Genomic DNA, 26317 nt, shown 5'->3' on the forward strand with positions numbered 1-26317 from the left:
CGGCGGATACTGGCCGAGCAGACGGCGGTTTTCGCCGATGTCGAGCGACAGCAGGCCCATGTTGTTGGTTTCCACGTGGAACTGAGCCACTTACAACTTTAACTCTGATACACCATTACGCTTCGCCATTCTTTTTGCGCTGTTTCACGCTCTCTGAGTTTTCTTTTGCGCGAGTAGTACCAACCCCGCGATGAGCACCGTCCCTACAATGAAGAGGAATGCTGCGGCCGCGATTGCCGGACTGATATTTTCTCGAATTGTCGAGAACATTTGACGCGCTACAGTTCGTTGAGCGGGACCGGCAACAAAAAGCGTCAGCACAACCTCGTCGAGCGAAGTGGCGAAAGCGAACACTGCACCAGAAACGACGCCTGGCATTGCCAATGGCAACGTGACCCTTTGGAGAACTACTAATGGTGAGGCCCCAAGACTAGCCGCCGCGTTTTCCAGGCGGCGATCAATTCCCTGTAGTGCGGCAGTGACGTTGACGACTACGAACGGGATTGCGATGACCGTGTGGGCAATGATGACACCCAAATAGGAGTTCGCGAGGCCGTATTGGGCGAACATCAGCTGCATACCGACGCCAAGAACTACGGCCGGGACGACCATTGGCAGCAAAAACATTGTTCGAAAGAAACTGAAAAGAAGCCCTGCAGAGTTTCCGCGAAGTCCGAGTGCAGCGACCGTACCAAAGATAGTCGCGAGCACGGTTGTACCAGTGCCAATGAGCAGACTGTTCATAATCGACCGACGCCAGGCATCGGCGGTAAACAATTCGCGGAACCACCGGAGCGAGTATCCCGGGATCGGGTAGTTCAGGAAGATGCTGTCCGTGAACGCCAGAGGAAGGATTGCGAACAAGGGGGCCATCAGGAAGATGACGCCTGCTGTTCCAAAGACTGCCTTGGTGATGGGAAGCGTTCTCATGCGCGAACCTCCTCAGAAGATAGGCGTAGGTAGACGACATAGAGGATCATGGTCGCGGCAAGAAGAACGATACCGAGAGCCCCGGCCATACCCCAGTTCGCGGCTCCGGTCGCATAGTACGCGATCACCGAGCTGATCATCTGATCCTTAGCGCCGCCGATGAGCGCAGGCGTGATGTAATAGCCAAGAGCGCTCATAAAGACGAGCAGCGCTCCAGAAACAACACCTCGAAGGCTAAGCGGAAGCAGTACCGATAAGAAAGCCCTGATAGGCGGTGCGCCGAGTGATGCAGCAGCAGGCATCAAATTTTTTGGAATGCCGATGAGGACACTGAAGATAGGCAGCACCATAAACGGGAGCAACACATGGGTCATCGCAATCACAACACCGAGCCTGTTGAAGATCAAAGGCACGGGACCGTCTGTTATACCAAGTGTTTGAAGCGTTGAATTAATTAGGCCATTGTCTTGAAGAATAATGTACCAGGCAGCGGTACGCACCAAAAGCGATGTCCAGAGGGGGAGAAGCACGGCTCCAAGAAGAAGCTGGCGTTTCCAACCGGTCGTTGATGCGGCGACCATCGCAAATGGAAGACCAACGGCGATGCAGCAAAGGGTCACGACGCCAGCCATAATCATGGTTCGAATAAGCGTGGTACGGTTGGCCGAAGTTCCTTCGGGCGCATTCACAATGAAGCCGCCTGCATCGCGCTCCAAATCGACGGCCGCCAATAGGTTTCTGTCCGTGAGCGGTGAACCAGCCGCATCTTGTATTGCTATCCAGAATGCGGGATCGCTCCACCGCTTGTCGACAGATACCAGATCGGTAAGCCCCTGATCCTCAGTGACGGCATTGCGCGTCTTCGTCATCAAGGTGCGGAAACCAGACTTCGCACTGTTCAAGCGACGCACCAAATCACCGAAAAGCTCGTCATCGGCGACATTGCGAATATCATTGGCAAAAGCCTTTTGTGCCGCCGCTGGCGGAGTGCTTGAGCGATCCCACCCCTCCAGTGCCTCCGACACAGTTGGCAGAACGCTTGACGCGACCGGATCAGAGACCGCTGTTTTCATCATGGTGAGAAGCGGAGCCATGAAGAAAAAAACCAGGAAAATAGCGAGTGGCGCGATCAGCGCGAACGACTTGATACGTTTGGAGAGCCACCGTTGCTGGGTCATGAAACGATCCAGCACTGTTCGGGGCTGAACGATGCAACGATCTCCTGCCCTATTTCGGGTGTCATTGCCTTTCGTGTGGCCTTGATCACGATGGAGCGGCCTCCTGCGTCTACCTGCACTTGAAGGTGATCACCGTGGTAAATAATGTCGGTCACCCGGACCTTCAGCTCATTCTGCCTTTCGGCGGATGGACCAATCTCCATACGTTCCGGCCGAACAGAGACTTTTACGTGCTTTCCAGGCTCCAGGCCGCCGTCAGAGCGCACCTTGATTGCTTGGCCACCATCTAATGTGACGTTAAGCAACCCGTTGGAACATGAGATTACCTTGCCGCTGAGCAAGTTGGTTTCGCCGATGAACTCGGCGACGAACTGGGTCTTGGGGCGATCATAAATATCAGACGGGCCACCGATCTGCTCGATTTTACCGTGATTGAAGATCGCGATCCGGTCCGACATCGTCAGGGCCTCGGTTTGGTCATGGGTCACGAAAACGATGGTGAGACCCAAGCGACGATGAATGTCGCGAATGTCCAATTGCATCTGCTCGCGCAGCTTTTTGTCGAGAGCACCCAGTGGCTCGTCCATCAGGACGACCTCCGGTTCAAAGACGAGAGCACGAGCCAGCGCGACACGCTGCTGTTGGCCACCTGACAATTGGATTGGCCGACGCTCGTGAAATGAGCCCAGCTGAACCATGTCGAGGACCTTGGTCACCCGCTCAACGATTTCGCTCCGAGAAGCGCCTCGCATCTTGAGGGGGAAAGCAACGTTGTCCACAACAGACATATGAGGAAACAATGCATAGTTCTGGAATACAACGCCCATGTTCCGTTTATGGGGAGGCAAGGCATCTACGCGCTTTCCACCGACGGAAATGGCACCGCTCGTTGGGTTCTCAAACCCCGCAAGCATCATGAGGAGGGTCGTTTTGCCGGAGCCAGACGGGCCCAACATGCTGACAAATTCACCCTTGGCGATGGACAGATCGAGATTGTCAACGACGGTCATAATGCCGAAGGCTTTGCTGACCTTGTCAAATTTAATAAACGCGTCGCGCATCATGACCTACGTTTGTTTGAATGACGCAACCTACCCCTCTCACATCCGAGGGACGTTCCGTTGCCCAGTTTGAGCAACGGATATTGGGGCGTGAAAACGCTGGCGTTACTGGGCGAGCCAGGCGTTGAACCGCTGCGTCAGCTCTTCCGAGTTGTCGGTCCAGAAGTCCACATCGAGCGCGATAGCACCGCTGATATTTTCTTCAGTAGTCGGCAATTCTTTCTGGAACTTCTCAGGAACCAGCTTCGTCGCGCCGAGGTTCGGGAGGCCGTAAGCAATAAACTCCGGAAGCTTAGCCTGATTTTCAGCCTTACTGGTGTAAGCAATGAAGTCCATCGCAGCGTCTTTGTTCGGGCTGTCCTTTAGGATGACCCAGCTGTCAATGGCGTAGACGCTGCCCGGGAAAACGAAGCCAAACTTCTTACCCTCGGTACGATTGATACCACTGATACGGCCATTGTAGGCGGAGGTCATAACGACCTGGCCGGAAGATAGAAGCTGGAGTGGCTGTGCGCCAGCGTCCCACCAAATGATGTCCGCCTTTAGTTCATCAAGCTTTTTAAATGCGCGATCGACTCCCCCCTCACCGCTCAGAACTTCGTAGACCTGGTCGGCCGGAACGCCGTCGGCCATCAGAGCAAATTCGAGAGCGTATTTCGGGCCCTTGCGCAGACCACGCTTGCCAGGAAATTTCTGGGTATCCCAAAAGTCTGCCCAGGTCTTGGGGCCTTCGGCCAGCTTTTCGCCGTCATACGACAGGCCCGTTGACCAAACAATGTTGCCGATGCCGCAATCGCTGACAGCAGCGGGAAGATAAGCGTTCTTACCACCGAGCTTGTCCCAGTCGAGCTTCTCATAAATGCCGTCGGCGCATCCGAGGGCCAATTCTTCTGCTTCAACTTCGACGACATCCCAGTTCGGAACGCCTGCCTTCACCTTGGCCTGCAGAACGCCATAACCACCATCCCAGCTTTCATCGAGAACCGGCTTACCAATCTCGGCTGCGAAGGGTTCAAAGAAAATTTTGCGCTGAGCATCTTGGAAATTGCCGCCCCAAGACACAACTGTCAAATCACGTGCCTGGGCACTAATACCGCCTGCCATCAGGACGGTGGACACAACGATAGTAGCTTTGAAGATATTCATTGGACGTTCCCCTTAGTGTTATCGACCGGGCAATAGGAAAGCACGTTTCATAATTTTGGGAAGCGGGGCCAACCACCCTGGTCACTATAATCACCAGACTTGGGCGCTCCGCGCTGGCTTAATATGTTGGTGGCGTAATTGCGCTGAGGATCTCACTTTGGCCATCGTGAACATTGCGAAAACGATGCGGTAGGCGGCTGTCGAAATAATACCCATCCCCAGGCTTCAATACCTTTTTCTGGTTTCCTACGGTGATCTCAACCATTCCGGACAGCACCATGCCAGCTTCTTGCGCCGCATGTGTAAACTCCTCACCCGTGTCTGCGCCAGGCGCGTAGCGCTCATGCAACATCAGCAGTTGACGGTTAGGATGATCTAGGCCGACGACCCGATACGAAATTGTGTCAACCTTTCCAATCTCAACCAAGTCTGCAGCAGTATAAAAGGGTGAGTACGGGAGGCTTGATTGGAGGTCTGAGAAGAAGCCAGGGAGGGTTGTTCCTAACGCATCCAAGACAGCGCCCAAAGTGTCGACCGAAGGGCTCATTTTATCTCGCTCAATTAGCGAAATTGTTGAATGGGAAATGCCCGAACGGGTCGCAAGCTCCCGAACTCCAAGGTCTCGGCGTCGGCGCAACTCACGAAGCTTGCTTCCAATTTTTGGCATGTACCTGCTGCATCCTCTATCAAGCGATCAACTAACAATGACACCCTCATCCCAAACGGGACACCGGAAGCAAGCTAACACTAATGGAAGCGGTGATTATAATGAACGAGTGGTTTGTGGGCAATTGCCGGAAAGCGAACCTTAGAAGATGCTCAGGACGATGATCCCACACAGGAGGTTTTGATGACGTCTCGTCTCGATGCGCTGAAAGGCAAATTTATCCAGATCAAGAAACCGACCCGAGACGCAGTCTCTGATACGGCCCCGGTCGAAAAAACAGTTAAGGACATCATCGCGAATGTCCGCGAACGTGGCGACGCTGCCGTTCGTGAATATTCAATTGCCTTCGACAAGGCTGATGTAGCGAATTTCGAGGTTACAGAAGAAGAGAAGCTCAAGGCCATTGCCGATCTCGATCCGCAGACCCGAGAAGACACCGAGTTCGCCATCGCAAACGTACGTCGTTTTGCCGAAGCTCAGCTCGGCACGATTCTTCCGCTGGAGATCGAGGCGCTTCCAGGCCTCCACCTCGGTCATCGAGTAATCCCTATTGAAATCGTCGGCTGCTATGTTCCCGGTGGTCGCTATCCCCTTCTCTCCGCACCGGTCATGACGATTGTCCCAGCCAAGGTTGCTGGTTGTGACCAGGTCATCGCTTGCCTACCGCCAAATGCCCATCCTGCAATGATCGCTGGCTGCCACCTTGCTGGTGCAGACCGAATCTTCCGAGTCGGTGGAGCCCAGGCCATTGCTGCAATGGCCTACGGTACTAAGACTATTCCTGCTGTCGACAAGATCGTCGGCCCAGGCAATGCCTTCGTGAATGAAGCAAAGCGTCAGGTGTTCGGACAGGTCGGTATCGATCAGCTGGCAGGCCCAAGCGAAATATTCATCATCGCCGACGAGACCGCCAACCCTGCAACCCTCGCGACCGATATGCTGGCTCAGGCAGAGCATGACGTCCGTACCCGTGTAGGACTGGTTACGACCGACCGCAAACTTGGAGAAGAGACGATCAAGGAAATCGAAAAGCAACTCGAAACCTTGTCTACCGCTCCGGTCGCCAGCGTTGCGTGGAAGCATTATGGCGAGGTCACAATCGTTGATGATGAAGAGACGATGATCGCCTACTCTGACTACATCGCGACTGAGCATCTTCAGGTACACACGCGTGATCCCCAGGCAACCGCCAAGAAGCTCCGCAATTACGGTTCGATCTTTATCGGTGAACTGGCGAGTGTGGTCTATTCAGACAAGTGCTGCGGTACGAACCATACCCTGCCTACGATGGGAGCTGGCCGGTACACTGGTGGCCTCTGGGTTGGCTCGTACGTCAAAATTGCTACTCACCAGTGGCTCGACGAGCGTGGCGTTGCTGCGGTAGCACCGGCAGCCGTGCGCCAGAGCGCGACTGAAAAACTGGAAGGCCATCGCCGCGCCGCTGCGTTGCGCCTTAGCCCGCAGCAGTTCGCCGCAGAGTGATCTGATCATCCCAAAAACATCTTCATTAAATGCCGCTAGAGTTTCTAGCGGCATTTTTTTGGCTCCATGGTCCGCGCAAGAGTTGAGAAGACCGAAATACGATTGATCGATTTGAGGAAGTACGGAGGCCCGCCGTTAGGCGGACCCGTCATGGGGCAAGGCGAACGGATTTTAAGTTTAGGTTCCTGCGAATTCCACTTTCCTTGGAAACCGCCCCTTAAGGGCCGCAATTTAACTGCTCAACCCCGTGGCCTGTGACGGCCGATAATGCTTCGGCCTGACCAGCGAGCCGGCAATAACCATGATATCGTCACGCGAAGCTGTCGGATCCTCCATACCGCCAATAAAATTCGGAAGTAAGCCCAAGGCTGATCATCACGGCGGACAGCGAGGTGCCCGCCTTTAGTTATGGCGTCTGAAAGACCGACTTGGCCAAATCCAGTCCGATTGTGATAATCTTCTCCATGGAACGGTTCCTCCTGTCGTGTGGCGATTGGCGTCGCCACGATAGGCATCTTGGATGCCGGTGCGAAGGGCCGTTCCACACCATCAGTTTTGATGCAATTGTGACGATGCTGCCTTGCTGGTTTCCAAAGAGGGAAATAGCCCGATGAGCAACTCCAGCAGAGGGAGGAGCGGCTTGGCAAGATCTCGAAGCGCGGAAACAAGCAGTTACGAACGCTACTGATTGTCGGCGCGACGTCGATCCTGAAACAGGCTCGCAGAGGTTCAAAGTTGCCCGGTTGGGTGGTATCATTAATGGCACGTCGCCCACACAAGGTGGCAGCGGTGGCGCTGGCCAACAAGATGGCCCGCACAATATGGGCGATCCTGGTTAAGGGCAGCATATACCAAGCGCCGGCGATGGCAACGGCAACGGCAACGGCGTAGGAACAGGATTCCCGGCGTCTCTGCGTCGGGATCAAGCGGCAAGGTACGAAGCGTGATGAACCCGAGGGGCGATACTTCGATGTTGATCAAACCGTCTGACTCACTGCGCCTTTAAGCGCGCAAAATTGATTAGGCGATCGACTTCGCGGATCTCATCGTGGCCAGCGCTCAATCACCGCGCTCACAGGCCGGACATATGACTGCACTGTCCGCAGGCGATTTGCGCTGAAAACCCCTGCCAACCGGGCCGTTCCACATATGAGTCAGAGCAATATTCCACGCCGAAATACAGCCCGTCACTTCATTCCGGTCATCGCCATGCCAGAGATGAAATACTTCTGCGCCATGAAGAATGCGATGACGACCGGCGCCATTGAGATGACCGAGGCTGCCATCATGAGGGTCCAGCGGCCGGAATATTGCTGCTGAAACAGTGCCAGCCCGACCGTCAGCGTCGTCTTGTCGACATCGGACGGCAGATAAATTAGCGCCGAGAACAGGTCGTTCCAGGAGACCATGAAGGCGATGATGGCGAAGGCCGCGAGCGCCGGCTTGGCGAGCGGAAGATAGATCGTGAAGAAGATGCGCGCCAGCGAGGCGCCATCCATTCGGGCGGCTTCGGCAAGTTCCAGCGGAATGGTGCGGAAATATTGCCGCATCAGGAAGGTTCCGAAGGCGCCGCCGAGGAAAGACGGGATGTAGAGCGGCGCCTGCGTGCCGTACAGGCCAAGCGTCTTGAAGATGATGAATTGCGGGATCGCAGTCACCTGCGCGGGCACCATCAGCGTGACGAGCAGCAGCGCAAACAGGAGGTTGCGCCCGGGAAAGCGGACGATGGCGAACATGAAGGCTGCCATGGAGCAGGTCAGCAACTGGCCGAGCGTCGAGATCAGCGAGATTTTCAGGCTGTTCCAGATCATCAGATGGAAAGGCATGATCTCGAACAGGCGGGTATAATTGCCAAGCGTCGGCTGCTGCGGCAAAAGCCGCATGTCGAACTGTTCCGCCATCGGCTTGAGGCTGGTCGAAAGCAGCCAGATGAACGGCCCGAACATCGCGAGCGCCCCGAGGCAGAGAGCGAGAAACGCGGCCCAGTCGTTTCGGCGCATGCGCGTCATTGCTCGCCCCATTTCGTTTCGATACGGAAATAGATAAGGGTCAGAAGCATGATCATCGCCGTCAGAAGGATCGCCTGCGCGGCGGCGTCTCCCATGCGGAAGAAGCGGAAGCCGTTGCGATAGATGGAGAAGACCAGCGTCGGCATGGTGGAATTGCCGTTACCGCTGCGGGTCAGCACGAAGATGTAATCGAAGGCCTGGAAGGCATTGATGGTCGTCAGCACACCTTGGAAGAAGATGCTCGGCGCAAGTGCCGGCAGCGTCACGAAGCGCAGCCGCTGCCAGGCGGTGGCGCCATCGAGCCGCGTCACCTCGTAGAATTCCTTCGGGATCGCCTGCAGCCCGGCGAGAAAGATGATCATGCCGCTGCCGATCGCACCCCAGACATTGACGATGACGACGGAATAGAGCGCCATGCGCGGCCCCAACCAATTGACGGAGTCCGCTCCGACCAGCGACAGTCCGGCGTTGAGCACGCCGCTATCCGGCGCATAGATCCATTGCCACAGAAGGCCTGTCGCCGTCGGCGAGCAGACGGCCGGCAGGAAGAACATGACTCGGAACCAACCGATGCCGTTGATCGGACGATTGAGCCCCATCGCGATGAGCATCGACAGGATCACCGTCAGGGGAACGTAGAGCGCCGCGAAAGCGAGTGTGTTCCACAGCGCCTTCATGAACAGGCGATCCGACGGCAGGTCGGCGTAATTGCTCAGGCCAGCCGAAACCGGCGGCGTCAGCGGGTCCCAGTCGGTGAAACTGAGAGCGAGCGTCGCCAGGATCGAGCCGAAACTCGCCAGCAAGAGCCCGGCGAGCGTCGGCAGGAGGAACGCCAGCACCCACCAGCGTTCCGATCCCATCGGCCGGAGCGAACCCATGTTACTTGTTCCGGGCGAGCACGTCGTCGCCGTTGGCGACCGCCTCGGCAAGCCCGTCGGCCACCTCCATCTCACCCAACCAGATCATCGTTAGTGCATCGCCGACCGCGCTCGACCATTCCTCATATCCCTTGAAGACGGGCTTCGGCTTGGCATAGTCGAGCGCCTTGACGAACAGCGAATGGTCGATCTTGGTCGCCTGCTGCAGGTAGGCGGGGCTTTCGGCGATCGCCTGACGCACCGGGATCGCAAGCCCGATCTTGGCAAGCTCCGTCTGGCCCTTTTCGCCGAAGGCATATTTCACAAAAGCCCACGCCTCGTCGGGATGCTTGCTGCCTTTGGCTATCACGAAGCCGGCCGAATTGACCGAGGTTGCGCGGCCCGCCGGTCCTTTCGGCATCGGCGCGATATCCCATTTGAAAGCAAGCGGACTATAGTCCGGCACCGTCCAGTGACCGGAAACCCCCATCGCCGCGATCCCCGCATAGAAGCCGTCGGTTCCGTATTGCTGCAGTTGCAACTGCGTCGGCAGCGACTTGTCGGTCAGCCACATGTCGGAGAGGAACTGGAAGGCGGCCGTCGCTTCGGGAGACGAAATCAGCGTCTTGCCGGCCGACGGATCGACGGCATCGCCGCCGAAGGCCCAGACCAGCGCGCCCCAGAGCGGCTCCATGTCGTAGGCTTCTGCCCAGAAACCCCACTGGTCGGTCTTGCCGTCACCGTTCTTGTCGAGCGTCAGCTTGGCGGCGTTGGCTCGCAGGTCGTCCCAGGTCCAGCTGTCGATGGGATAAGCGACGCCGGCCGCGTCGAACATGTCCTTGTTGTAGTAGAGCACGATCGTCTGGAAGTCGCGCGGCAGCCCGAAATACCCCTCGGGCGTTTCATAGGCCTTCAGCGTGATCGGATAGACGCCGTCGAGAATGCCTTTTTCCTTGTCGAGATAGGGCTGCAGGTTGAGCAGAACGCCGCGCGATTGCCAGTCCTTGTAGAGCGGCGCATCCATGGCGAAGACATCCGGCGGCGTGCCGCCCGCCATCTTGACCTTAAGCTTTTCCCAATAGCTGTCCCAGTCGGACGCCTCGACATTGACCTTGATTCCGGGGTGTTCGGCCTCGAAGGAGCGGGCGACGGCGTTCCATGCCTCGACCTCCTGCGGGCTGCCCCAGAACTGATAGGTGATCTCTGTATCGGCCCAGCTGACTGGCGCCGACAACAGCAGGGAAAGAACGGTGCCATACAATAATTTCATTGCGTTACCCTCTTCTTTGTCCCGCGCGACGGCCCTTTTCCTCTGGGCGATGCCGGGATGTTTATCGTTCCTGTGTTCTGCCGGTTCGCCTGTTCTTGTGACTTGAACCCGCAATCTCGTGTCAGCCGATGCGGTTGCCGCTTTCCGCCTCGAACAGATGCTGCTTGTCCGCACGCGGCTTGAGGTGAATGACATCGCCCCGGACGAGGCTTGGCCGGTCCGTGAACAGCGCCGTCATGGCGATCCCGTCGCTCTCGCCCATCACGAAGGTCGCGTGACCAGTGCTTTCGACGGCGGTCACCCGAAGGTTGATGGCACCCGAAGCTTCTGCAGGAACGAGATCGAGATGTTCCGGACGCACGCCCCAGATGACCGGACCTGTGGCCGCGACCGGCGAGGACACCGAGAGGTTCGGCGACAGCCGGATCGACCCATTGGCTGCTTCCCCCTTTATCAGGTTCATTGCCGGTGAGCCGATGAAGCCAGCAACAAAGGCATTAGCGGGCCTGTCATAGAGTTCCAGCGGCGCGCCGGCCTGCTCCAGCCGTCCGAACCGCAACACGACGATCCGGTCGGCCATGGTCATGGCTTCCACCTGGTCATGCGTGACGAAAATCGAGGTCGAGCCGAGGCGGTCATGCAAAGCGCGAATTTCGGCCCGCATCTGCACCCGCAACGAGGCATCGAGGTTGGATAGCGGCTCATCGAAGAGGAAGACCGCGGGCTGGCGCACGATCGCCCGGCCCATGGCGACGCGCTGGCGCTGGCCGCCAGACAGCTGCTTCGGCATCCGGTCGAGATAATCGACAAGGCCGAGAATGCCGGCCGCCTCGCGAACGCGCGTCTCGATCTCCGCCTTCGGCGCGTTGCGCAGCTTCAGCGAGAAGCCCATATTGTCGCGCACCGTCATATGCGGATAGAGCGCGTAATTCTGGAACACCATCGCCAGATCGCGCTCCTTCGGCTCGACGTCGTTGACGACGCGGCCGGAGATGGAGATCGTACCGCCAGAGATTTCCTCCAGCCCCGCGATCATTCGCAGGAGGGTCGACTTGCCGCAGCCGGACGGACCGACCAGCGCGACGAACTCGCCGTCGGCGACATCGAAGCTGATGCCGTGCATCACTTGCACGTTGGCATAAGCCTTGACCAGATTGTCGAGTGATACCTGAGCCATGGGTTTTCCTTAGTGATAGGCCGGCAAGTAATTGCCGTGGGCGGCGATCAGCTTGTCGCAGAGGGCGCGGATTTCATCGAGCGAGAGTTCAGCGCCGGTATGCGGATCGAGGGCTGCGGCGTGATAGATGTGATCGCGACGGCCGGTGAGCGCCGCCTGCACGGTCAGTTCCTGGACGTTGAGCGACATGCGCATGATGCCGGCAAGCTGCGGCGGCACCGAACCGACGCGAACCGGCTGGATGCCGTTGCGATCGACATGGCAGGGCACCTCGACCGCCGCATTGGCCGGCAGGTTGTCGATCAGGCCGTCGTTCCGAACATTGCCGTAGATCAGGTAGTTCGTGCCGGTCACCATGCCGTGGATGATGGCGGAAGCATATTCGTTGGAGCGGCAGACCTCGAGCGGCTTGCCGGCATCCTCCAGATCCTTGCGCAGGATATGCCAGTCAGCAATCTGCTCCTCGCAGCGTGTGATGTATTCGTCGAGCGGCAGCTGGTATTTCGCCAGCAGATCCGCGCGACCACGCTTGATGAACCAGGGCGTATATTCGCTGAAATGAATCGAGCTTTCGGTGACGAAATGGCCGAAATGCTTCATCGTCTCCCAGCGCACCGCGTCGTCCCGGTCATAATCGCCGCTCTCCGCCTTGGCGCGCAGCCGGGGACAGAGATCCTCGCGGCGCCCGTCCTTGTGGCGCTTCTCGAACTTGGTGAAGAAGGCCACATGGTTGAGGCCGGCGCAGCGAAAATCGATATCGGCGATATCCTCACCGAGCGAGCGGGCGAGATAGTTCGACGTGTCCTGCACCGAATGGCAGAGGCCGACATAGCGGATATCCGGAAAGGCTTCCGCCATCGCCCAGGAATTCATCGCCATCGGGTTGACGTAGTTCATCATCAGCGCATCGGGGCAGAAGTCGCGCATGTCGCGGGCGATGTCGAATATCACCGGAATGGTGCGCAACGCCCGGAAGATGCCGCCGATGCCGAGCGTGTCGGCGATCGTCTGGCGCAGGCCGAATTCCTTCGGCACGTCGAAATCCGTCACCGTCGCCGGCTTGTAGCCTCCGACCTGCATCATCAGGATGACGAAATCGGAACCCTTCAGCGCCGCGCGGCGATCGGTGAAGGAGGCGATTTTCAAATCCTTCAATCCCAGCGTATCGCCGATTCGCCGCGCCATGATTTCCGAGGTCGACAGCCGCTCGGCGTCGATATCCATCAGGGCGATCTCGCTGTCGGCGAGATCGGGGTTCGACAGCACATCGGATAGGATGTTCTGGGCAAAAACGGTGCTGCCGGCACCAATCAGGCAGATCTTGGCCATTGCCAGTTCCTCTTACTGGAGAACGACGACTTTGTTCAGATGGCGCGGCTGGGCCGTGTCCATGTTCTTCTGGTTGGCGACGCGCTCGCCGATGATCTGCAGCGCGGGCAAAAGTTCGAGCGCGCGGGCCGGGCTGGTCTGCGACAGCGGGATCGACAGATCGCCGGGACCGCCGAGACCGATGACATGCGCGCCCAAGGCCTGCACTTCACGCGCGACCTTTGCCTCGTCCTCCAGCGTCTCCGGCGAATAGAGGATGACAACGACAGACTGGCTGTCGATCAGGCTGATCGGCCCATGGCGATATTCCAGCGGATGAAAAGCCTGGCTGAAGGTGATCGACATTTCCTGCAGCTTTAGGCAGCCCTCGGTCGCCATGCCGTAAAGCGGGCCAGCGCCGAGATAGACGTAATGGGTGCGATCCCTGATCAGCGGAACCGCGGCTTCGGCAGCAACAAGCGCTGCCTGTGCCTCGGCGACCGAGCCGAGCTTGACGCCGGCCATGCGCAGGCCGGCCAGCAGCATCAGCGAGGCCGATACCGTCATGACGATGCCTTCCTCGCCATGGGTCGGCAGGTAGACGGCGATATCGGCGGCCGTGAGAATGGTCGTGTCCGGTTCGCAGGAAATGGCGATGGTCTTCATGCCGGCCTTGCGGGATGCCGCGACCGCCTGGACGGTTTCCGTCGTTGTGCCGGAGCGGGAAATCCCGATGACGCAGACATCGGAGAGATCGACGACATAGTCACCCGGACGCACCGCCCATTCCGCACCCGGCACCGCGACGGCCGACTGGCCATTCTGGTTGAAGGCGACCGCGATCGTCTGGGCGAGATAGAAGGACGTGCCGCAGCCCGTCACGACGACGGTCTTGGCCGAGACTTCCGGCAGCGACTGGACGAGCGCCTTTTCCCAGAAGGGGAATTGTTCCTTGATGACTTTTTCGGTCAGATTCATGTCTGCAGTCCTTTATTTGCTCGCACCGGCCATCAGGCCCTGCACGAGGAAGCGATTGAGGAAGAGCACCAGCAGGGCGGGCGGTACGATCGCCACCATCCCGGCCGCGTTCATGAGGCCGTAATCCACATAGTTGCGGGTTACGAATTCGGGGATGAGCACCGTCAGCGGCTTGGTGCTCAGGGTTGGCGAGAAGACCAGCGGCACCATGAACTGGCCCCACGCCGAGAGAAATGTCAGGATCGCCGTCGCCATCAGGCCGGGGCCGGCAAGCGGCAGGACGATGTGCACCAGCGTGTAAAGCTTGGATGCCCCATCGAGCCAAGCCGCTTCTTCCAGCGACAGCGGCATGGCCTGATAGACACTGCGCATCAGCCACAGAGCCAGCGGGAGGAAGGCGGAGACATAGATGAGCGTCACGCCAAGATAGGTATCGACCAGCCCTGCCCCGATCATGATCCGGTAGAGCGGGATCATCACCGTATAGGCCGGCACGCCGAGCGTCGCGACGATCAGCACGAACATCGTGTCGCGACCGGGAAAGCGCAGGCGGACAAAGGCCCAGGCGCCGAAGGCGGCGATCACCACCGTCACCACCGTGGCCAGAAGCGAGGTCAGCACGCTGTTGAACAAAGCGCGCGAAAACTGCGGCCAGACCGACTGCACTTCATTGCCCTGGCTGGTCGATGTCGCGCCGAACAGCTTGCCGTAGTGCTCCAGCGTAATCTGCTGTGGCCAGAGATGCAGCTGATCGCTGACCAGCGCGTTCGGCGGCGTCAGCGACGTCACCAGCGACCAGTAGACCGGACCGAGCGACCAGAGGATCAGAAGAGTGCAACCGAGATAGAAACCAAGCCGCCGCATCAGTCGAACCTCGTCTCTTTGTAGACGCGCAGGACGTAGAGCGCCGAGACCGCCAGCGATGCGATCATCGCCAGGATCGACAGGGCCATGCCGAGCGAGAATTTCAGGTTCTGGAAGGCCATCATGTAGACCTGAACCATGATGCTGCGCGTATCCATCGAGCTGCCGTTGAGGATCCACGCTTCATCGAACAGATTGAAGGCGAAGACTGTGGACTGGCTGAGCGCGATGGCGAGACCGCTTGATATCAACGGCAGGGTAATCAGCGAGAACTGCCGCCAGGGTGTCGCCCCATCAAGCCTTGCGGCCTCATACAGCGTGGACGGAATGGATTGCAGCGCCGCAAGCAGAATGATCGCGGTGAGCGGCATCATGCGCCACGCATGCACGACCGAGACCAGTACAAGTCCTGTGAAGCGGTCGTTGAACCAGACCTGGTTTTCCGAGATCAGACCGACGGATTGCAACAGGCCGTTTAGCAGGCCGTAGCTTGGATTGTAGATCCACAACCAGATGATCGCGTTGACCACCGGCGGCAGGCACCAGGGTAAGATGACGATGGCGAGCAGCCAGCGGCGCGCGCTGCCGGAACGATTGAGCAGCAAGGCGGCAGCAAGACCGCCCAGCGTTTCGATGGTGACGGAAATCACCACATAGACCAGTGTGTTGGTCCAGCTCTGCAGTACGTTCGGATCGGTCATCAGGGCGATGTAGTTGCGAAGGCCGACGAACGGCGTTCCCATCTTCATCGGCTCGACGCGGAAGAAGCTGTCGATGATGGTGACGATCAGGGGCAAGATAACTAGCCCGCCCATGATCAGGATGATGGGGGCGGAAAGCCACAGCCCCAGCCGCGCCTCCCGTCCCAGGAAGGCGCGCTTCGATATGAAGCTGGATGTCATGTTACTGCTGCGCTTCTTCGGCCGCGGCAGCGATCGCCTTGACGGCGTCATCCACAGAGATCTGGCCCTTGGCCGCTGCGTTCAGATTGGTCGCGACGGCACCGGAAAATTCCGGATACCAGCCGGGCGTGCCGCCGGCAAACAGCGGCTCGACAACGCCGGCCTGCTCGATCAGCACGTCGCCCTGCTTGAGCTTGCCCTCGTCGTTCAGCTGCTTGAGAACCGACAGGCGCGTCGGTAGGTTGCCGAGCTTGGTGTAGTTGTCGATCATCGTGTCGGTATCGAGCATCCAGTTGATGAAGGCATGCGCCGTTTCCTTTTCGTCGGCCGAGACCGGAACACCGAGCGCGCCCGGCAGGCCGATGGTCCGCGACTTGCCGTTGACATTCGGAACGAGGGCTGCTGCCGCATCGGCAGAAACTTGCGACTTGGAGGCGTCCGTGTAGACAGCGAGGTTTCCGGCCCAGCCGGCAATATCGAAAGTGATCTTGCCCGACTTGAACAGTTCCTGGATTTCGACATCCTTGAGCGAGGTGGCGGCCGGATCGATCAGGCCGTCCTTGAGGGCGGCGACCTCGAAAGCCATCGCCTTGTAACCGGCGCTTTCGGGATCGACGAACAGCGGCTTCAGATCGGCATCGAACAGGTCACCGCCAAACGCCTTGGTCAGCAGGTACCAGGCGGTCGCCGACCCTTCGGTAGCCGAAAGCGGCAGGCCGATGGGATGCTCGACGACGCCCTTTTCCTTGATCGCATTGGCTGCAGCCAGCAGCTCATCCGGCGTGGTCGGTGCCGCCGCAATGCCGGCCTTGGCCAGATGGCCCTTGTTGTAGATCATCACGCGGAAATCGTTGTTGTAGGGAACGCCGATCAGCTTCCCGTCGAAGGTAAAGATCGAGGTGGTCGGCAGATCAGCCTTCATCTCGTCGGTCAGGATGCCCGAAAGATCGTCATACCAGCCGGCGCTGCCGAACTGGCCAACCCAGGACCAGTCCATTTCCGTCGCCGAGGCCGGCGCCTTGGCGGCCATCATCGAGGTGACGATCTTGGTGCGGATCTCGTCCCAGCCGAGCGTCTGGATATCGAGCGTGCCGCTAGTCTTGGCGGTGTATTTGTCGGTCATCTCCTTGGGGAGCGTGACCCATGGCGGCAGAAGCACGGGAAGCGCCTCGGCGGCAACGGCCATGACGGGGGTAAATGCGGTGGTGAGGCCGAGCGCAAGCGCGGCGGATAGCAAGGTGCGACGTTTCATTTCAGCTGTTCTCCTGTTTTTGCTTATTGATTTTCTAAGTATGCGGCGATGGATTGGATAAACCCGGCATCGACCGGCCAGTCCGCCAGTTCTGCGGCTCGCCAGAGCGCTCCCCCGACGGGTGGAAGTCTCGGCGCTACCGGTGGCCCGAGCCGTTGTTCCAGCTCCTGCCTGATCAGCCGCGAGCGAAAGACGCTGCCGGCATGGGACCAGGCGAGTGACGGCTGACCGAAGGTGCGACGGGCGGCAAATCCCAGATCCGCCAGAAAGCCGGCGGCCTCCTTGAGAATTTCGATGGCTTTTGCATCGCCCGCATCGGCCAGCGCATCGACCGCGCGCGCCAAATCGGCAAATCCGGCCCGTGCATTGTCCTGGTCATAGGCCCAGCCGATCAGCTGCGTTTCATCCACCCCGCAAGCAGCGAGAATCGCGCTCGCAAATTCGGGTGCCTCGCGACGGCAATCGAGCGCCTGCGTCGCCATGGACAGAGCCTGCCGGCCAATCCAGTAGGCCGACCCCTCGTCTCCGAAAACATCGCCCCAACCGCCGGACCGAAAACTTTTGCCGGCGACCTTGGCCCAGGCCATGCTGCCGGTACCAGCGAGTACGAGCACACCGTCTTCTCCAGCAAATGCGCCATCACAGGCAACCTCGACATCGTTCAGCACGAGCTGTGGGCAATTGAAGATCGACGCCGCCACGGCACGCTGCCGCTCGCTGATCGCGTCGACCTCGCCATGGAGAGGAAGCCCTAGAACAACCGCGGCAATCGACTGTCCTTCACCCAGAACATCCGCGACCGTTCGCAGATGGTCGACCCACTGGTCGCCGGCCATAGGATCGAAACCGGGGCCGCTCCATTGTCGCAACACACGACCGTCCCGATCCGCGATCGCGGCCAGCGTCTTGGTACCACCGGAATCGAGCCCGAGGACAACGCTCATCGCACGCCGCCTAGCTGTTCGGCCTGCCGCACCGACACACCCATCGTCTCGATCCGCTCGACCCATTCCGCCGACATCGCGTCATCGGTGACGACGGTGTGCAGGTCACTGAGCGGGGCGACACGGTAGGTCAGCCGCTGACCGAACTTGCCGCAATCGGCAAGCAGGATGCGCTGCTCGGAGCGTGCCAGCATCACCGAATTAAGCCGCGCCTCATTCTCATCAAGCGAACTGAGGTAACCATCCTCGGCAATGGCGCCCGCGCCGAGAAACAACTGACGAAACCACAGGCGCTGTAGCATTTCCTCGGCCAGCGGACCGACCATCGAGGAATTTTCCTTGCGCAACTGACCGCCGAGAACCGTCACCTTGACGCCCTCGACATCGATCAGCATCTGCGCCGCCGGTAGGCAATTGGTGAACACGTTCAACGGGATCGGATTAACACGGATGCGACGTGCAAGCTGCAGCACTGTCGTGCCGGAATCGAGGAAGATCGAGGAGCCGGGCTGCAGCATATCATAGGCGAGATCGCCGATCGCGCGCTTGGCAGCCAGCGACTGTGACTCGCGCTGCTCGAACGCCACTTCGACCTGAAATTCCTCCGCCAGCCGCGCGCCGCCATGGGTGCGCAGGATGACACCCTGCTCTTCCAGTTCAGCAAGATCGCGCCGCAAGGTCGGCACCGAAGCGCCGACTGCCTGGGCAATGTTGGCGATCGGCGAAGAGCCGTTCGAAAACAGGTATTGGCGAATGGCCTGGGCGCGATCGTTTTTCATGTCGTGCAATCTTTTCGTTCAACCTGTCACAAAGATTGCCAACAAAAGAATCATTGTCAATCATATTTTTGATCGTTATTGATCGTTTTCAGAAATCTATATCGGGAGAGCTTCATGTCCACGCAATTGCTTCGATCCCTGCCCGCGCTTCACCGAGAAGGTGCTTACGTCGGCATCACATCTGTATGTTCAGCCCATCCGGATGTGATCCGTGCGGCCCTGTCGCTGGCGCGCGCCATGGGACAGCCGGTGCTGATCGAAGCGACCTGCAATCAGGTCAATCAAGATGGCGGCTATACCGGCATGACGCCTTCCGGCTTCCGCACATTCGTTGAAACCATCGCCGACAAGACCGGCTTCGACCGATCCAATCTGATACTCGGCGGCGATCATCTCGGCCCCAACCCCTGGAAGAATCTTCCGGCCGAACAGGCCCTCGACAAGGCCCGCCAGATGGTCGCCGCCTATGCCGAAGCGGGTTTCGAGAAGATCCATCTCGATTGCTCTATGGGCTGCAAGGGTGAGCCGCTGGCACTGGACGACGAGGCCACCGCCGCCCGCGCCGCCGATCTCTGCAGCATCGCCGAAGCCCATAGTTCAACGGAACCGGTCTACATCATAGGCACGGAAGTCCCGGTCCCCGGCGGGGCGCTTGAGGAGGTGAAACACCTGCAGGTCACCTCGCCCGACGCGGCACTGACCACTGTCGACATCCACCGCCACGCCTTTGTCGCCCGCAACCTGCAGGCCGCCTTCGACCGCGTCGTCGGACTGGTCGTTCAGCCAGGCGTCGAATTCGGCAACCAGAACGTCGTCGGTTATGTGCCGGAAGGCGCCCAGGTACTGTCGGCAAGCCTCACCCGGATGCCGAACCTCGTCTTCGAAGCCCATTCCACCGACTATCAGACTTTGGAGGCACTCAGCGCTCTCGTGCGCGACGGCTTCTCCATCCTGAAAGTCGGGCCAGGACTGACCTTTGCGTTACGTGAAGCGTTCTACGGTCTGGACCTGATCGCAGCCGAACTCGACAATATGACCCAACAGTTGAAGCCGGCGATGGAAGCCCTGATGCAGGCGGAGCCGGGTTACTGGGCAAACTACTATCCGGGCTCACCGGACGAGCAGCGCATCCAGCGGCATTACAGCTATTCCGACCGCATCCGCTATTACTGGAGCCATCCAACCGCACAGAAAGCCGTGCGCGAACTCTTCGCCCGACTTGGCGACAGACCGCTACCGGAAACGCTGATCAGCCAGCATCTCGCCATCGCCTGGCCAGAAGTTATGGCAGGCCTGACGGAGCCTAATGCCTCGTCGCTTGTCTCATCATCGATATCCCGGACCCTGCGACGTTACGCGACCGCATGTGGCCGCATGGATCTGTAAATCAGGACAGCCGCAAGGCTTCCACGTTAAGTTTTATAGCTGACCTTGTCGGCGACGGTGGAATCCTTCGGATTTGAGACGAAGGATGCAGCCACCATGGCGTCGATCCACATGCCGCACTTGCCCTGCTGGAACAGCGCCAGGTTCTCGTTGAAGCCGTTGGACGAAGCGCCCTGCGGGCCGGCATCGTTCATGAGCTTGACATAGAAATCGAGCGTGTTCTTCCATTCAGGCTGATCGAACTGCGGCTTCCAGCACTCGTCGAACCAACGAGCGCAGAAAGAGTTGGACATGGCGGTCAGGAAGGCGGTGTTCTCGCCCCAGCCGGCCTTGCCGCGAAGGCAGATGCCGTTGATGTCGGCGCTACGGTCCGTCATCTTGCGGGCAGCGTCCGCGATGAAATCCCAGGTCGGGGAATCGGGCATTGTCAGCCCTGCCTTTTCCATGAGGTCCTTGCGATACATGACCATCGAGCTCTCTCCATAGAACGGAGCAGCAAAGAGCTTGCCATCCATGGAGAGACCGCCACGAATGGTGGGCAGAGGGTCGTCGACGTCGTAGTCGGCGCCGAGGTTTTCAAGCGGCACCAGCCAGCCCTGCTTAGCCCAGATCGGGACTTCATAGGTGCCGATCGTCATGACGTCGTACTGGCCGCCCTTGGTCGCGATGTCCGTAGTGACGCGTTCGCGCAGCACGTTCTCCTCGAGGGTGACCCATTCGAGCTGAATGTCAGGGTTTGCCTTGGTGAAATCGTCCGTCAGCGTCTGCATGCGGACCATGTCGCCATTGTTCACCGTGGCAATGGTGAGGGTTTCAGCCTGCGCAAAACCCGCGAGGACGACTGCCGAGCATGTGCCCAGCAAAAAAGTTTGAGGTTCATATATCTTCCTTCCAGAAGAGTTATGAGCATTTGCCTTGCTCGTGGGCAATTACTCTCAGATTTGCGTATAAAGTCAACGACATTCATCACAGCCACAGTGTCATTTGAGCGTGATCACAGAGCCTAAACGACCCCTGATTTAAAAAAAGCCGGAGCGAAGCGGTATTGCCTTGGAAGACCTCGTTTCTCTACCACCGAGCGAAACCGCCGTATCCTCGGCGGCGTGGCGTGTGAGAGTCTCACTTTAAGTGCCTGATACCGTCACAACCGACGAATTCTCACGATCAAGCCATAGGACAGCAACTCACCAGTGGCTCGATGAGCGTGGCGTTCCCGCGGCAGCACCAGGAGCCGTGCGCCAGAGGGCGACCGAACAACTGGACGGCCAACGCCGCGGCTGCGTTGCGCCTTACCCCTCAGCGATTTACCGCGGCGTAATTATCCTCCGAGAAACCTCTTCACTACAGGACGGGGCCCGCCATTAGGCGAATCCTGTCAGAATATAGCGCTCTGGCCAAAAAGCTGTCGGCTTACGTAAAAGCGTTCGTCTCGCTCTTACAGGAAGTATTCCGACACCCACACAATGGGATGTTGGTATCACTGATGCTTGAGTGCTGGACATACCGCTTAAGGAAAAAGCGAACAAGCGACACGCGTGTTGGCCGTGTGGCCGCAATGGCAAAGAAGGCGCAGCTGCAGGCGTACCGCGCGCGGTTGGAGAGACCGCTGAACTATAGCCGTAAACGTCGCCTCGAAAGCATGCACGTATTTGTCCTCCATTGTTCTTCGCGCATCGAGAAATCCACCTTACATCATAGCCTTCAAGATGTGCGGAGCCTGTGGCAACGTCTCTGTGTTTCCCGACCAGGATCCGATCAACCGCGAACGAGTTCACGTCTTCTGAGCCGGATATATCTCCTCAAAGACCGACCGAATTCACTTCCCTCTCTCTCGAGCGTCAGTGACTTGATGTTGCGAAGCTACGACTTTAGATCATGGTACGGCGACTGAGATTGCCAGTGCTAAAGAAAATCGTTCTGGAACTTGCACTTCCATGGGCCTCACCGGCTGGTATGCTTCAAACTCAGGTGCGGAAGACGCGTGGCCGATCTCAGCCAACTCCGTGGCATTGTGCGGCATTCCCTCCTTCGGACCAAATCTTTCACGGTTAGCTTGATGGGCTCGGGCGCCCAAACCGAACCTGGGAGATAGATCCACGTGGCGGTACCTGCAATTAGGCGCCGGGGTTTGCGGTGTTTTAATCGGTTTGCTGTAAATCGGTGCCTAACTACCTCATTGGTGCCGCAAGAAATGAATTTTAGCTCCTTTGTCAGATTGCTGTGCTCGTTGGTTTTTGTCCTGGGGATCGTTTTGACCCTATATGCAACGATCAGCTGGTCGGCCCACGGGTCCGACATCGCGATCGCCCGCCGTCAGACACAACTCGTAGAGCTCATTGTATCAAAGATGCAGATCAACGTTGCACATGAACAGGAAAGTGCGACAGTCTGGGACGATGCTGTCGAGGCGGTGCGCAACGGCGGTGACGAGGAGTGGCTGGACACAAACCTTGGACGTTGGATGAACACCTATTTCGGCCATGATGGCGCATTCGTCTTAAGTCCTGACGGCAAACTAATCTATGGCTTCTTGAGCAACCAAACAGATCCAGTTTCCGCTCACAAGCTTGTGGAACCTGTCGCGTTTCCTTTGGTCCTCAAGCTACAAGCACGTCTTGCGGCCGGGGATAGCTATGGGGTGACTGACAGAGTGTTGAGCATCGGTGAAAGCAAGCTGGCAGCGGTTGGTGGCAGGCCCGCCATTATAAGCGTAAAACCGATCATATCGGATACGGGCGACATTAAGCAGGATCCAGGCACAGAAGCTCTGCATGTTGCCGTCCGTTATCTGGACAGTGATTTTCTAGAGACCGTTGCGAAGGAATACTTGTTCAACCAGCTCCGGTTCTCATGGAGTGCGACAAATGGCGACGGCCGCCTCTATGCCCCGCTGACGACAGCATCCGGACAGTTCCACGGATATTTTTCTTGGATCCCCTTTCAGCCCGGCGCCGGCCTTGTGAAGACTACTACTCCCGTCCTTTGCGCTGCTGCGTTAGTTCTGCTCGCCGTCATTAGTGGCCTCGCGCAATTGATCGCGCGGCGCTCCTCAAGACTGAAGGAAACTCAGGTTCATCTTACTCATATGGCCCACCACGACGCCTTGACGGGCCTCCCTAACAGGTCATCTTTTAATGCCTGCCTCGAGGATGTACTCGGGAAAGCCGATACCGCCAAAAACACCGCTGTTCTTTACATGGATCTCGACCGGTTCAAGCAGGTGAACGATACTCTTGGGCATCCGATCGGGGACAAACTGCTGATCGCCGTTGCTGGTCGCCTTTTGGAGACTTGCGGCCCCGACACTCCGGTCACCAGACTTGGTGGCGACGAGTTTACCATCATTGTTCAAGACACCGCAATTGAAGAGGTCGAAAGACTTTCCAGTAAACTGATTGCGGCTGTCCGAAGGCCCTTTGAAATAGACGGCCAGCCGATCCTGATCGGATTGAGCATTGGCGTCGCGTCTGTGCAGGGATCAAAAGCTACGGGGTCTGAGCTGACCCGCATGGCTGATATCGCTCTTTATCATGCAAAATCGGCTGGACGAAATCGCTATGCGATCTTTGGCGCCCACATGGACGAGATGATGCAATCCAAACGCGAACTCGAAGCGGATCTTCGGCTGGCTGTTGGAAATTCCGAACTATCGGTGCACTACCAGCCCATTTACGCTGCCAAAGATGGCAGGATGACAGGCGTCGAGGCATTGCTTCGCTGGAAGCATTTGCAAAAAGGCTCGATATCACCCGATGTCTTCATTCCGCTTGCCGAAGATCTTGGACTCATCGAGCGTCTAGGCGTCTTTGTGCTGGAAGAGGCCTGCACAGCCGCCTTGGCATGGAAGCATCTTGAAGTGGCCGTCAATGCGTCGGCAGTCGAACTTCGAAGCGATGTCTATGCCTTGAGAGTCTTGCCGACTTTGAACCGTATCGGCTTTGATCCCCAGCGTCTTGAAATCGAGATTACAGAATCGGCACTGTTGGACGACAGCGGATGTTGCGAGCGCAACATCGAGCATCTTCGGTCTGCAGGTGTGCGCTTCGCCCTTGACGATTTTGGAACAGGATTCTCCTCGTTTGGAAGATTGCAGCGCCTCAACGTCGACAGGATCAAGATCGATCGCTGCTTCGTCAGCGGCTTTGGACATGCAAGTGGCAGCGAGGCCATTGTCAAAGCGATGATCGGTCTTGCACAAGCCAAAGGCCTGCAGACGACTGCAGAGGGTATCGAGACCATCGAGCAGAGCGACGAGCTTCGAAGGCTCGGATGTGATCAGCTGCAGGGCTATTTGATGTCAATACCGGTTTCGCTTGAACGACTGACGCAACTGATCGCTGAAGTAGGGCTGGCGCAAATTAAAAAGGCGCGAGTAACCAATTGCTGAAGGTGAGGGCACAGTATTGCTGCGGATCCGGTGGACCTCCGGCGCAGGATGGGAACCGGTGTCAGCGAATCATTGGTCCGGTGTGCGTCCTAGAGACCGCATGCAGGAGTTCCTCAATCTGGCTCGGGGTGCGTATTCCGCCAAGCCCGCTAGTGATTTCAATTCTATTTGGGGCAAAGTTTCGATTTGAAGTCGGCCTTTTGTGGAGCAATCCTGAGACTGAATGATGTTTGGATCGGGTTACGTTTTTAAGCGTCTGGTCGGGCTTGCAATTACCCACATTTGGGTATCGCTGGTATTTCGGCTCTAAGGCGAATGTCTGTCAGCCGGCCGAGGCTGCACCCGACAACTGTATTTCCCGGAGGTGGATACGATGTTCATTCAACGTAACCACCCCGCGAGCGCTTTGATGAGATAAGAATAGCGATCCCAGGTCGCCTGCCGGTTGCCCGTGATCCTCGTCGGGGTTTTCCGGTCACGCGATTGCTACTTATAGTTTCTGGACGGCCATCTTGTCCAAGCCCGATAGCGGAACGTCCAACCATCGGGCCAATGATTTCGTTACGATCCAATCACGCCGAAAGATTCGCGCTCCGCGCCATTTCGGCAAGCTTGACCTGCACCAGCAGCGACAGTTCGTCGTAGACGTTCCATTCGTCAACGATCTTGCCGTCCTTGTAATGGTAATGAGTCATGCCCATGACCTGCAGGCGGGCGCCGGTGGGATCGCCAAGTTCCTGCAGGATGCCGTAGCCGAGATGATGGCCTTCCATGATCCAGCGGACGGCGACCTTGACGCCACCTTCCTCGCATGGGTTGGAGCAAATGTGCTGCACCGAATAGGCGGCATCCGGGATCGAGCCGATCAGGCCGAGATGCTGGTGCGTCACGGCGGCAATGCCATAAAGCTCCTTCATCAAAGGACCGTGATACTGGCAGGTCGGCGCGTAAACGTCCTTGATCTTACCGAACATGCGGCCATTGAACATCTCGTGCAGCCAGCGCAGCGTATAGGCCTCGATGTCGCTGTGGGCGATCGAGACATCGGCTTCGGCTTCCGGCGGATACTGGCCGAGCAGGCGGCGGTTTTCGCCGATATCGAGCGACAGCAGGCCCTTGTCGAAGGATGCCTTAGCCAGCTTCTCGGCAAAGGCGTGCGGATCTAGCCCAAGCTGCTTGATGATCGCCATGACGTCGGCCACCACCCATTCGCGGTAGATCTTGTTACGATGGATCATGCAGTCGGCGATCGTGCGCGAGACGAAGGTACGGCCGGTGGGCTGACCGTAATGGCCGTACTGCGTATGGCGGCCGGTGCCGGTGACGAGATGCGAGGTGTAAAAGCCTTCGACATCGTTGCCGCGCCAGAGAACCTGGGTCGCCATGCCGCGTCGTTCGGGCATTGAAACGAGGCGCTGGATCGTGTCGCGCACGACGTCTTCGCGATTGTAGATCGTGCCGAGCGTACCGTAGAGAACGCAGTTGTGGGTATAGTGCGTGTAGATCAGGCCGATATCGCGCTCGTCCCAGATTTTGTGCGTGCAGCGCACGATATAGTCAACAATGTCGGTATAGACGGCATCGAAACCTTCCAGCGACTGGCCGCGCGGCCGGTTTGTCGGGGCGAGTTCCGGGTAATCGCGGCGCTCGACCTGCAGCACCTGCTCAACCTGTTCTTTTTTCTGTGCCACGGCCTTGCCTCCCTTGGCGTCATCTTCGCTCATGTCATATCCTTCCATT

The 26317-nt window shown here is 58.2% G+C and carries 20 protein-coding genes and 2 pseudogenes; 4 read left to right on the forward strand and 18 right to left on the reverse strand.

Annotated elements, in window-relative coordinates; genetic code table 11:
* Nucleotides 1-144 precede the first annotated feature (144 nt).
* From ACP7E0_RS21845 to ACP7E0_RS21865, 5 genes are all read right to left on the reverse strand, one after another.
* Nucleotides 145-930: an ABC transporter permease gene (locus tag ACP7E0_RS21845; protein ID WP_426127759.1), complete on the reverse strand. Its 786-nt coding sequence runs from the start codon at nucleotides 928-930 to the stop codon at nucleotides 145-147.
* Nucleotides 927-2108, reverse strand: coding sequence for an ABC transporter permease (locus ACP7E0_RS21850; RefSeq protein WP_426127761.1), 1182 nt, complete (start codon nucleotides 2106-2108; stop codon nucleotides 927-929). The genes ACP7E0_RS21845 and ACP7E0_RS21850 overlap by 4 nt, the downstream gene beginning before the upstream one ends.
* A complete protein-coding gene (locus tag ACP7E0_RS21855) occupies nucleotides 2105-3169 on the reverse strand; it encodes an ABC transporter ATP-binding protein (protein ID WP_426127980.1) in 1065 nt (354 codons plus the stop codon). The genes ACP7E0_RS21850 and ACP7E0_RS21855 overlap by 4 nt, the downstream gene beginning before the upstream one ends.
* Before the next feature lie 105 nt (nucleotides 3170-3274).
* Complete coding sequence (locus tag ACP7E0_RS21860; protein ID WP_426127763.1) at nucleotides 3275-4315, reverse strand: ABC transporter substrate-binding protein; 1041 nt, start codon at nucleotides 4313-4315, stop codon at nucleotides 3275-3277.
* Between the two features lie 118 nt (nucleotides 4316-4433).
* Nucleotides 4434-4982: a cupin domain-containing protein gene (locus ACP7E0_RS21865; protein WP_426127764.1), complete on the reverse strand. Its 549-nt coding sequence runs from the start codon at nucleotides 4980-4982 to the stop codon at nucleotides 4434-4436.
* A 183-nt stretch (nucleotides 4983-5165) separates the two neighbouring features.
* Between ACP7E0_RS21865 and hisD the strand changes: the two genes are divergently transcribed.
* Complete coding sequence (gene hisD, locus ACP7E0_RS21870) at nucleotides 5166-6464, forward strand: histidinol dehydrogenase (protein ID WP_426127766.1); 1299 nt, start codon at nucleotides 5166-5168, stop codon at nucleotides 6462-6464.
* A 636-nt stretch (nucleotides 6465-7100) separates the two neighbouring features.
* Nucleotides 7101-7355, forward strand: a pseudogene (locus ACP7E0_RS21875) (IS110 family transposase); the annotation flags it as partial.
* A 296-nt stretch (nucleotides 7356-7651) separates the two neighbouring features.
* On the opposite strand, the gene ACP7E0_RS21880 reads toward ACP7E0_RS21875, so the two are convergent.
* The 11 genes from ACP7E0_RS21880 to ACP7E0_RS21930 all read right to left on the reverse strand — a co-directional run bounded on the left by ACP7E0_RS21880 (nucleotide 7652) and on the right by ACP7E0_RS21930 (nucleotide 18804).
* Nucleotides 7652-8473 (reverse strand): carbohydrate ABC transporter permease, encoded by an 822-nt coding sequence (locus ACP7E0_RS21880; RefSeq protein WP_426127768.1) that lies wholly within the window; start codon nucleotides 8471-8473, stop codon nucleotides 7652-7654.
* The gene (locus tag ACP7E0_RS21885; RefSeq protein WP_426127770.1) at nucleotides 8470-9351 is read right to left on the reverse strand and encodes a carbohydrate ABC transporter permease; all 882 of its coding nucleotides are present in this window, start codon (nucleotides 9349-9351) and stop codon (nucleotides 8470-8472) included. The genes ACP7E0_RS21880 and ACP7E0_RS21885 overlap by 4 nt, the downstream gene beginning before the upstream one ends.
* A 1-nt stretch (nucleotide 9352) precedes the next feature.
* On the reverse strand, nucleotides 9353-10600 hold the full coding sequence (locus tag ACP7E0_RS21890) for an ABC transporter substrate-binding protein (RefSeq protein ID WP_426127772.1): 1248 nt from the start codon (nucleotides 10598-10600) through the stop codon (nucleotides 9353-9355).
* Nucleotides 10601-10721: 121 nt separating this feature from the next.
* The gene (locus tag ACP7E0_RS21895; RefSeq protein ID WP_426127774.1) at nucleotides 10722-11777 is read right to left on the reverse strand and encodes an ABC transporter ATP-binding protein; all 1056 of its coding nucleotides are present in this window, start codon (nucleotides 11775-11777) and stop codon (nucleotides 10722-10724) included.
* Between the two features lie 9 nt (nucleotides 11778-11786).
* On the reverse strand, nucleotides 11787-13106 hold the full coding sequence (locus ACP7E0_RS21900) for an alpha-glucosidase/alpha-galactosidase (protein ID WP_426127775.1): 1320 nt from the start codon (nucleotides 13104-13106) through the stop codon (nucleotides 11787-11789).
* A gap of 12 nt (nucleotides 13107-13118) precedes the next feature.
* Nucleotides 13119-14063, reverse strand: coding sequence for an SIS domain-containing protein (locus ACP7E0_RS21905; protein ID WP_426127777.1), 945 nt, complete (start codon nucleotides 14061-14063; stop codon nucleotides 13119-13121).
* 12 nt (nucleotides 14064-14075) lie between these two features.
* Entirely contained in the window at nucleotides 14076-14927 is an 852-nt protein-coding gene (locus tag ACP7E0_RS21910; RefSeq protein WP_426127779.1) for a carbohydrate ABC transporter permease, read from the reverse strand.
* Entirely contained in the window at nucleotides 14927-15829 is a 903-nt protein-coding gene (locus tag ACP7E0_RS21915) for a carbohydrate ABC transporter permease (protein ID WP_426127781.1), read from the reverse strand. Before ACP7E0_RS21915 ends, ACP7E0_RS21910 begins: the two co-directional genes overlap by 1 nt.
* A 1-nt stretch (nucleotide 15830) precedes the next feature.
* Nucleotides 15831-17081: an ABC transporter substrate-binding protein gene (locus ACP7E0_RS21920; RefSeq protein ID WP_426127783.1), complete on the reverse strand. Its 1251-nt coding sequence runs from the start codon at nucleotides 17079-17081 to the stop codon at nucleotides 15831-15833.
* Between the two features lie 23 nt (nucleotides 17082-17104).
* Nucleotides 17105-18025 carry an N-acetylglucosamine kinase gene (locus tag ACP7E0_RS21925; RefSeq protein WP_426127785.1) on the reverse strand — a complete coding sequence of 307 codons (921 nt, stop codon included), beginning with the start codon at nucleotides 18023-18025 and terminating at the stop codon, nucleotides 17105-17107.
* Complete coding sequence (locus tag ACP7E0_RS21930) at nucleotides 18022-18804, reverse strand: DeoR/GlpR family DNA-binding transcription regulator (protein WP_426127787.1); 783 nt, start codon at nucleotides 18802-18804, stop codon at nucleotides 18022-18024. Before ACP7E0_RS21930 ends, ACP7E0_RS21925 begins: the two co-directional genes overlap by 4 nt.
* 114 nt (nucleotides 18805-18918) lie before the next feature.
* On the opposite strand from ACP7E0_RS21930, the gene ACP7E0_RS21935 reads away from it, so the two are divergent.
* Nucleotides 18919-20190: a D-tagatose-bisphosphate aldolase, class II, non-catalytic subunit gene (locus ACP7E0_RS21935; protein ID WP_426127788.1), complete on the forward strand. Its 1272-nt coding sequence runs from the start codon at nucleotides 18919-18921 to the stop codon at nucleotides 20188-20190.
* A 35-nt stretch (nucleotides 20191-20225) separates the two neighbouring features.
* Here ACP7E0_RS21935 and ACP7E0_RS21940 read toward each other — a convergent pair.
* Nucleotides 20226-21074, reverse strand: a pseudogene (locus tag ACP7E0_RS21940) (ABC transporter substrate-binding protein); the annotation flags it as partial.
* A 1367-nt stretch (nucleotides 21075-22441) separates the two neighbouring features.
* Between ACP7E0_RS21940 and ACP7E0_RS21945 the strand changes: the two are divergent.
* A complete protein-coding gene (locus tag ACP7E0_RS21945) occupies nucleotides 22442-24577 on the forward strand; it encodes a putative bifunctional diguanylate cyclase/phosphodiesterase (RefSeq protein WP_426127790.1) in 2136 nt (711 codons plus the stop codon).
* Between the two features lie 572 nt (nucleotides 24578-25149).
* Here the strand turns inward: ACP7E0_RS21945 and ACP7E0_RS21950 are convergent.
* The gene (locus ACP7E0_RS21950; RefSeq protein WP_426127792.1) at nucleotides 25150-26301 is read right to left on the reverse strand and encodes an ester cyclase; all 1152 of its coding nucleotides are present in this window, start codon (nucleotides 26299-26301) and stop codon (nucleotides 25150-25152) included.
* Nucleotides 26302-26317: the final 16 nt, after the last annotated feature.

This window comes from Pararhizobium sp. PWRC1-1 (assembly GCF_049897905.1).
Lineage (GTDB): Bacteria > Pseudomonadota > Alphaproteobacteria > Rhizobiales > Rhizobiaceae > Pararhizobium.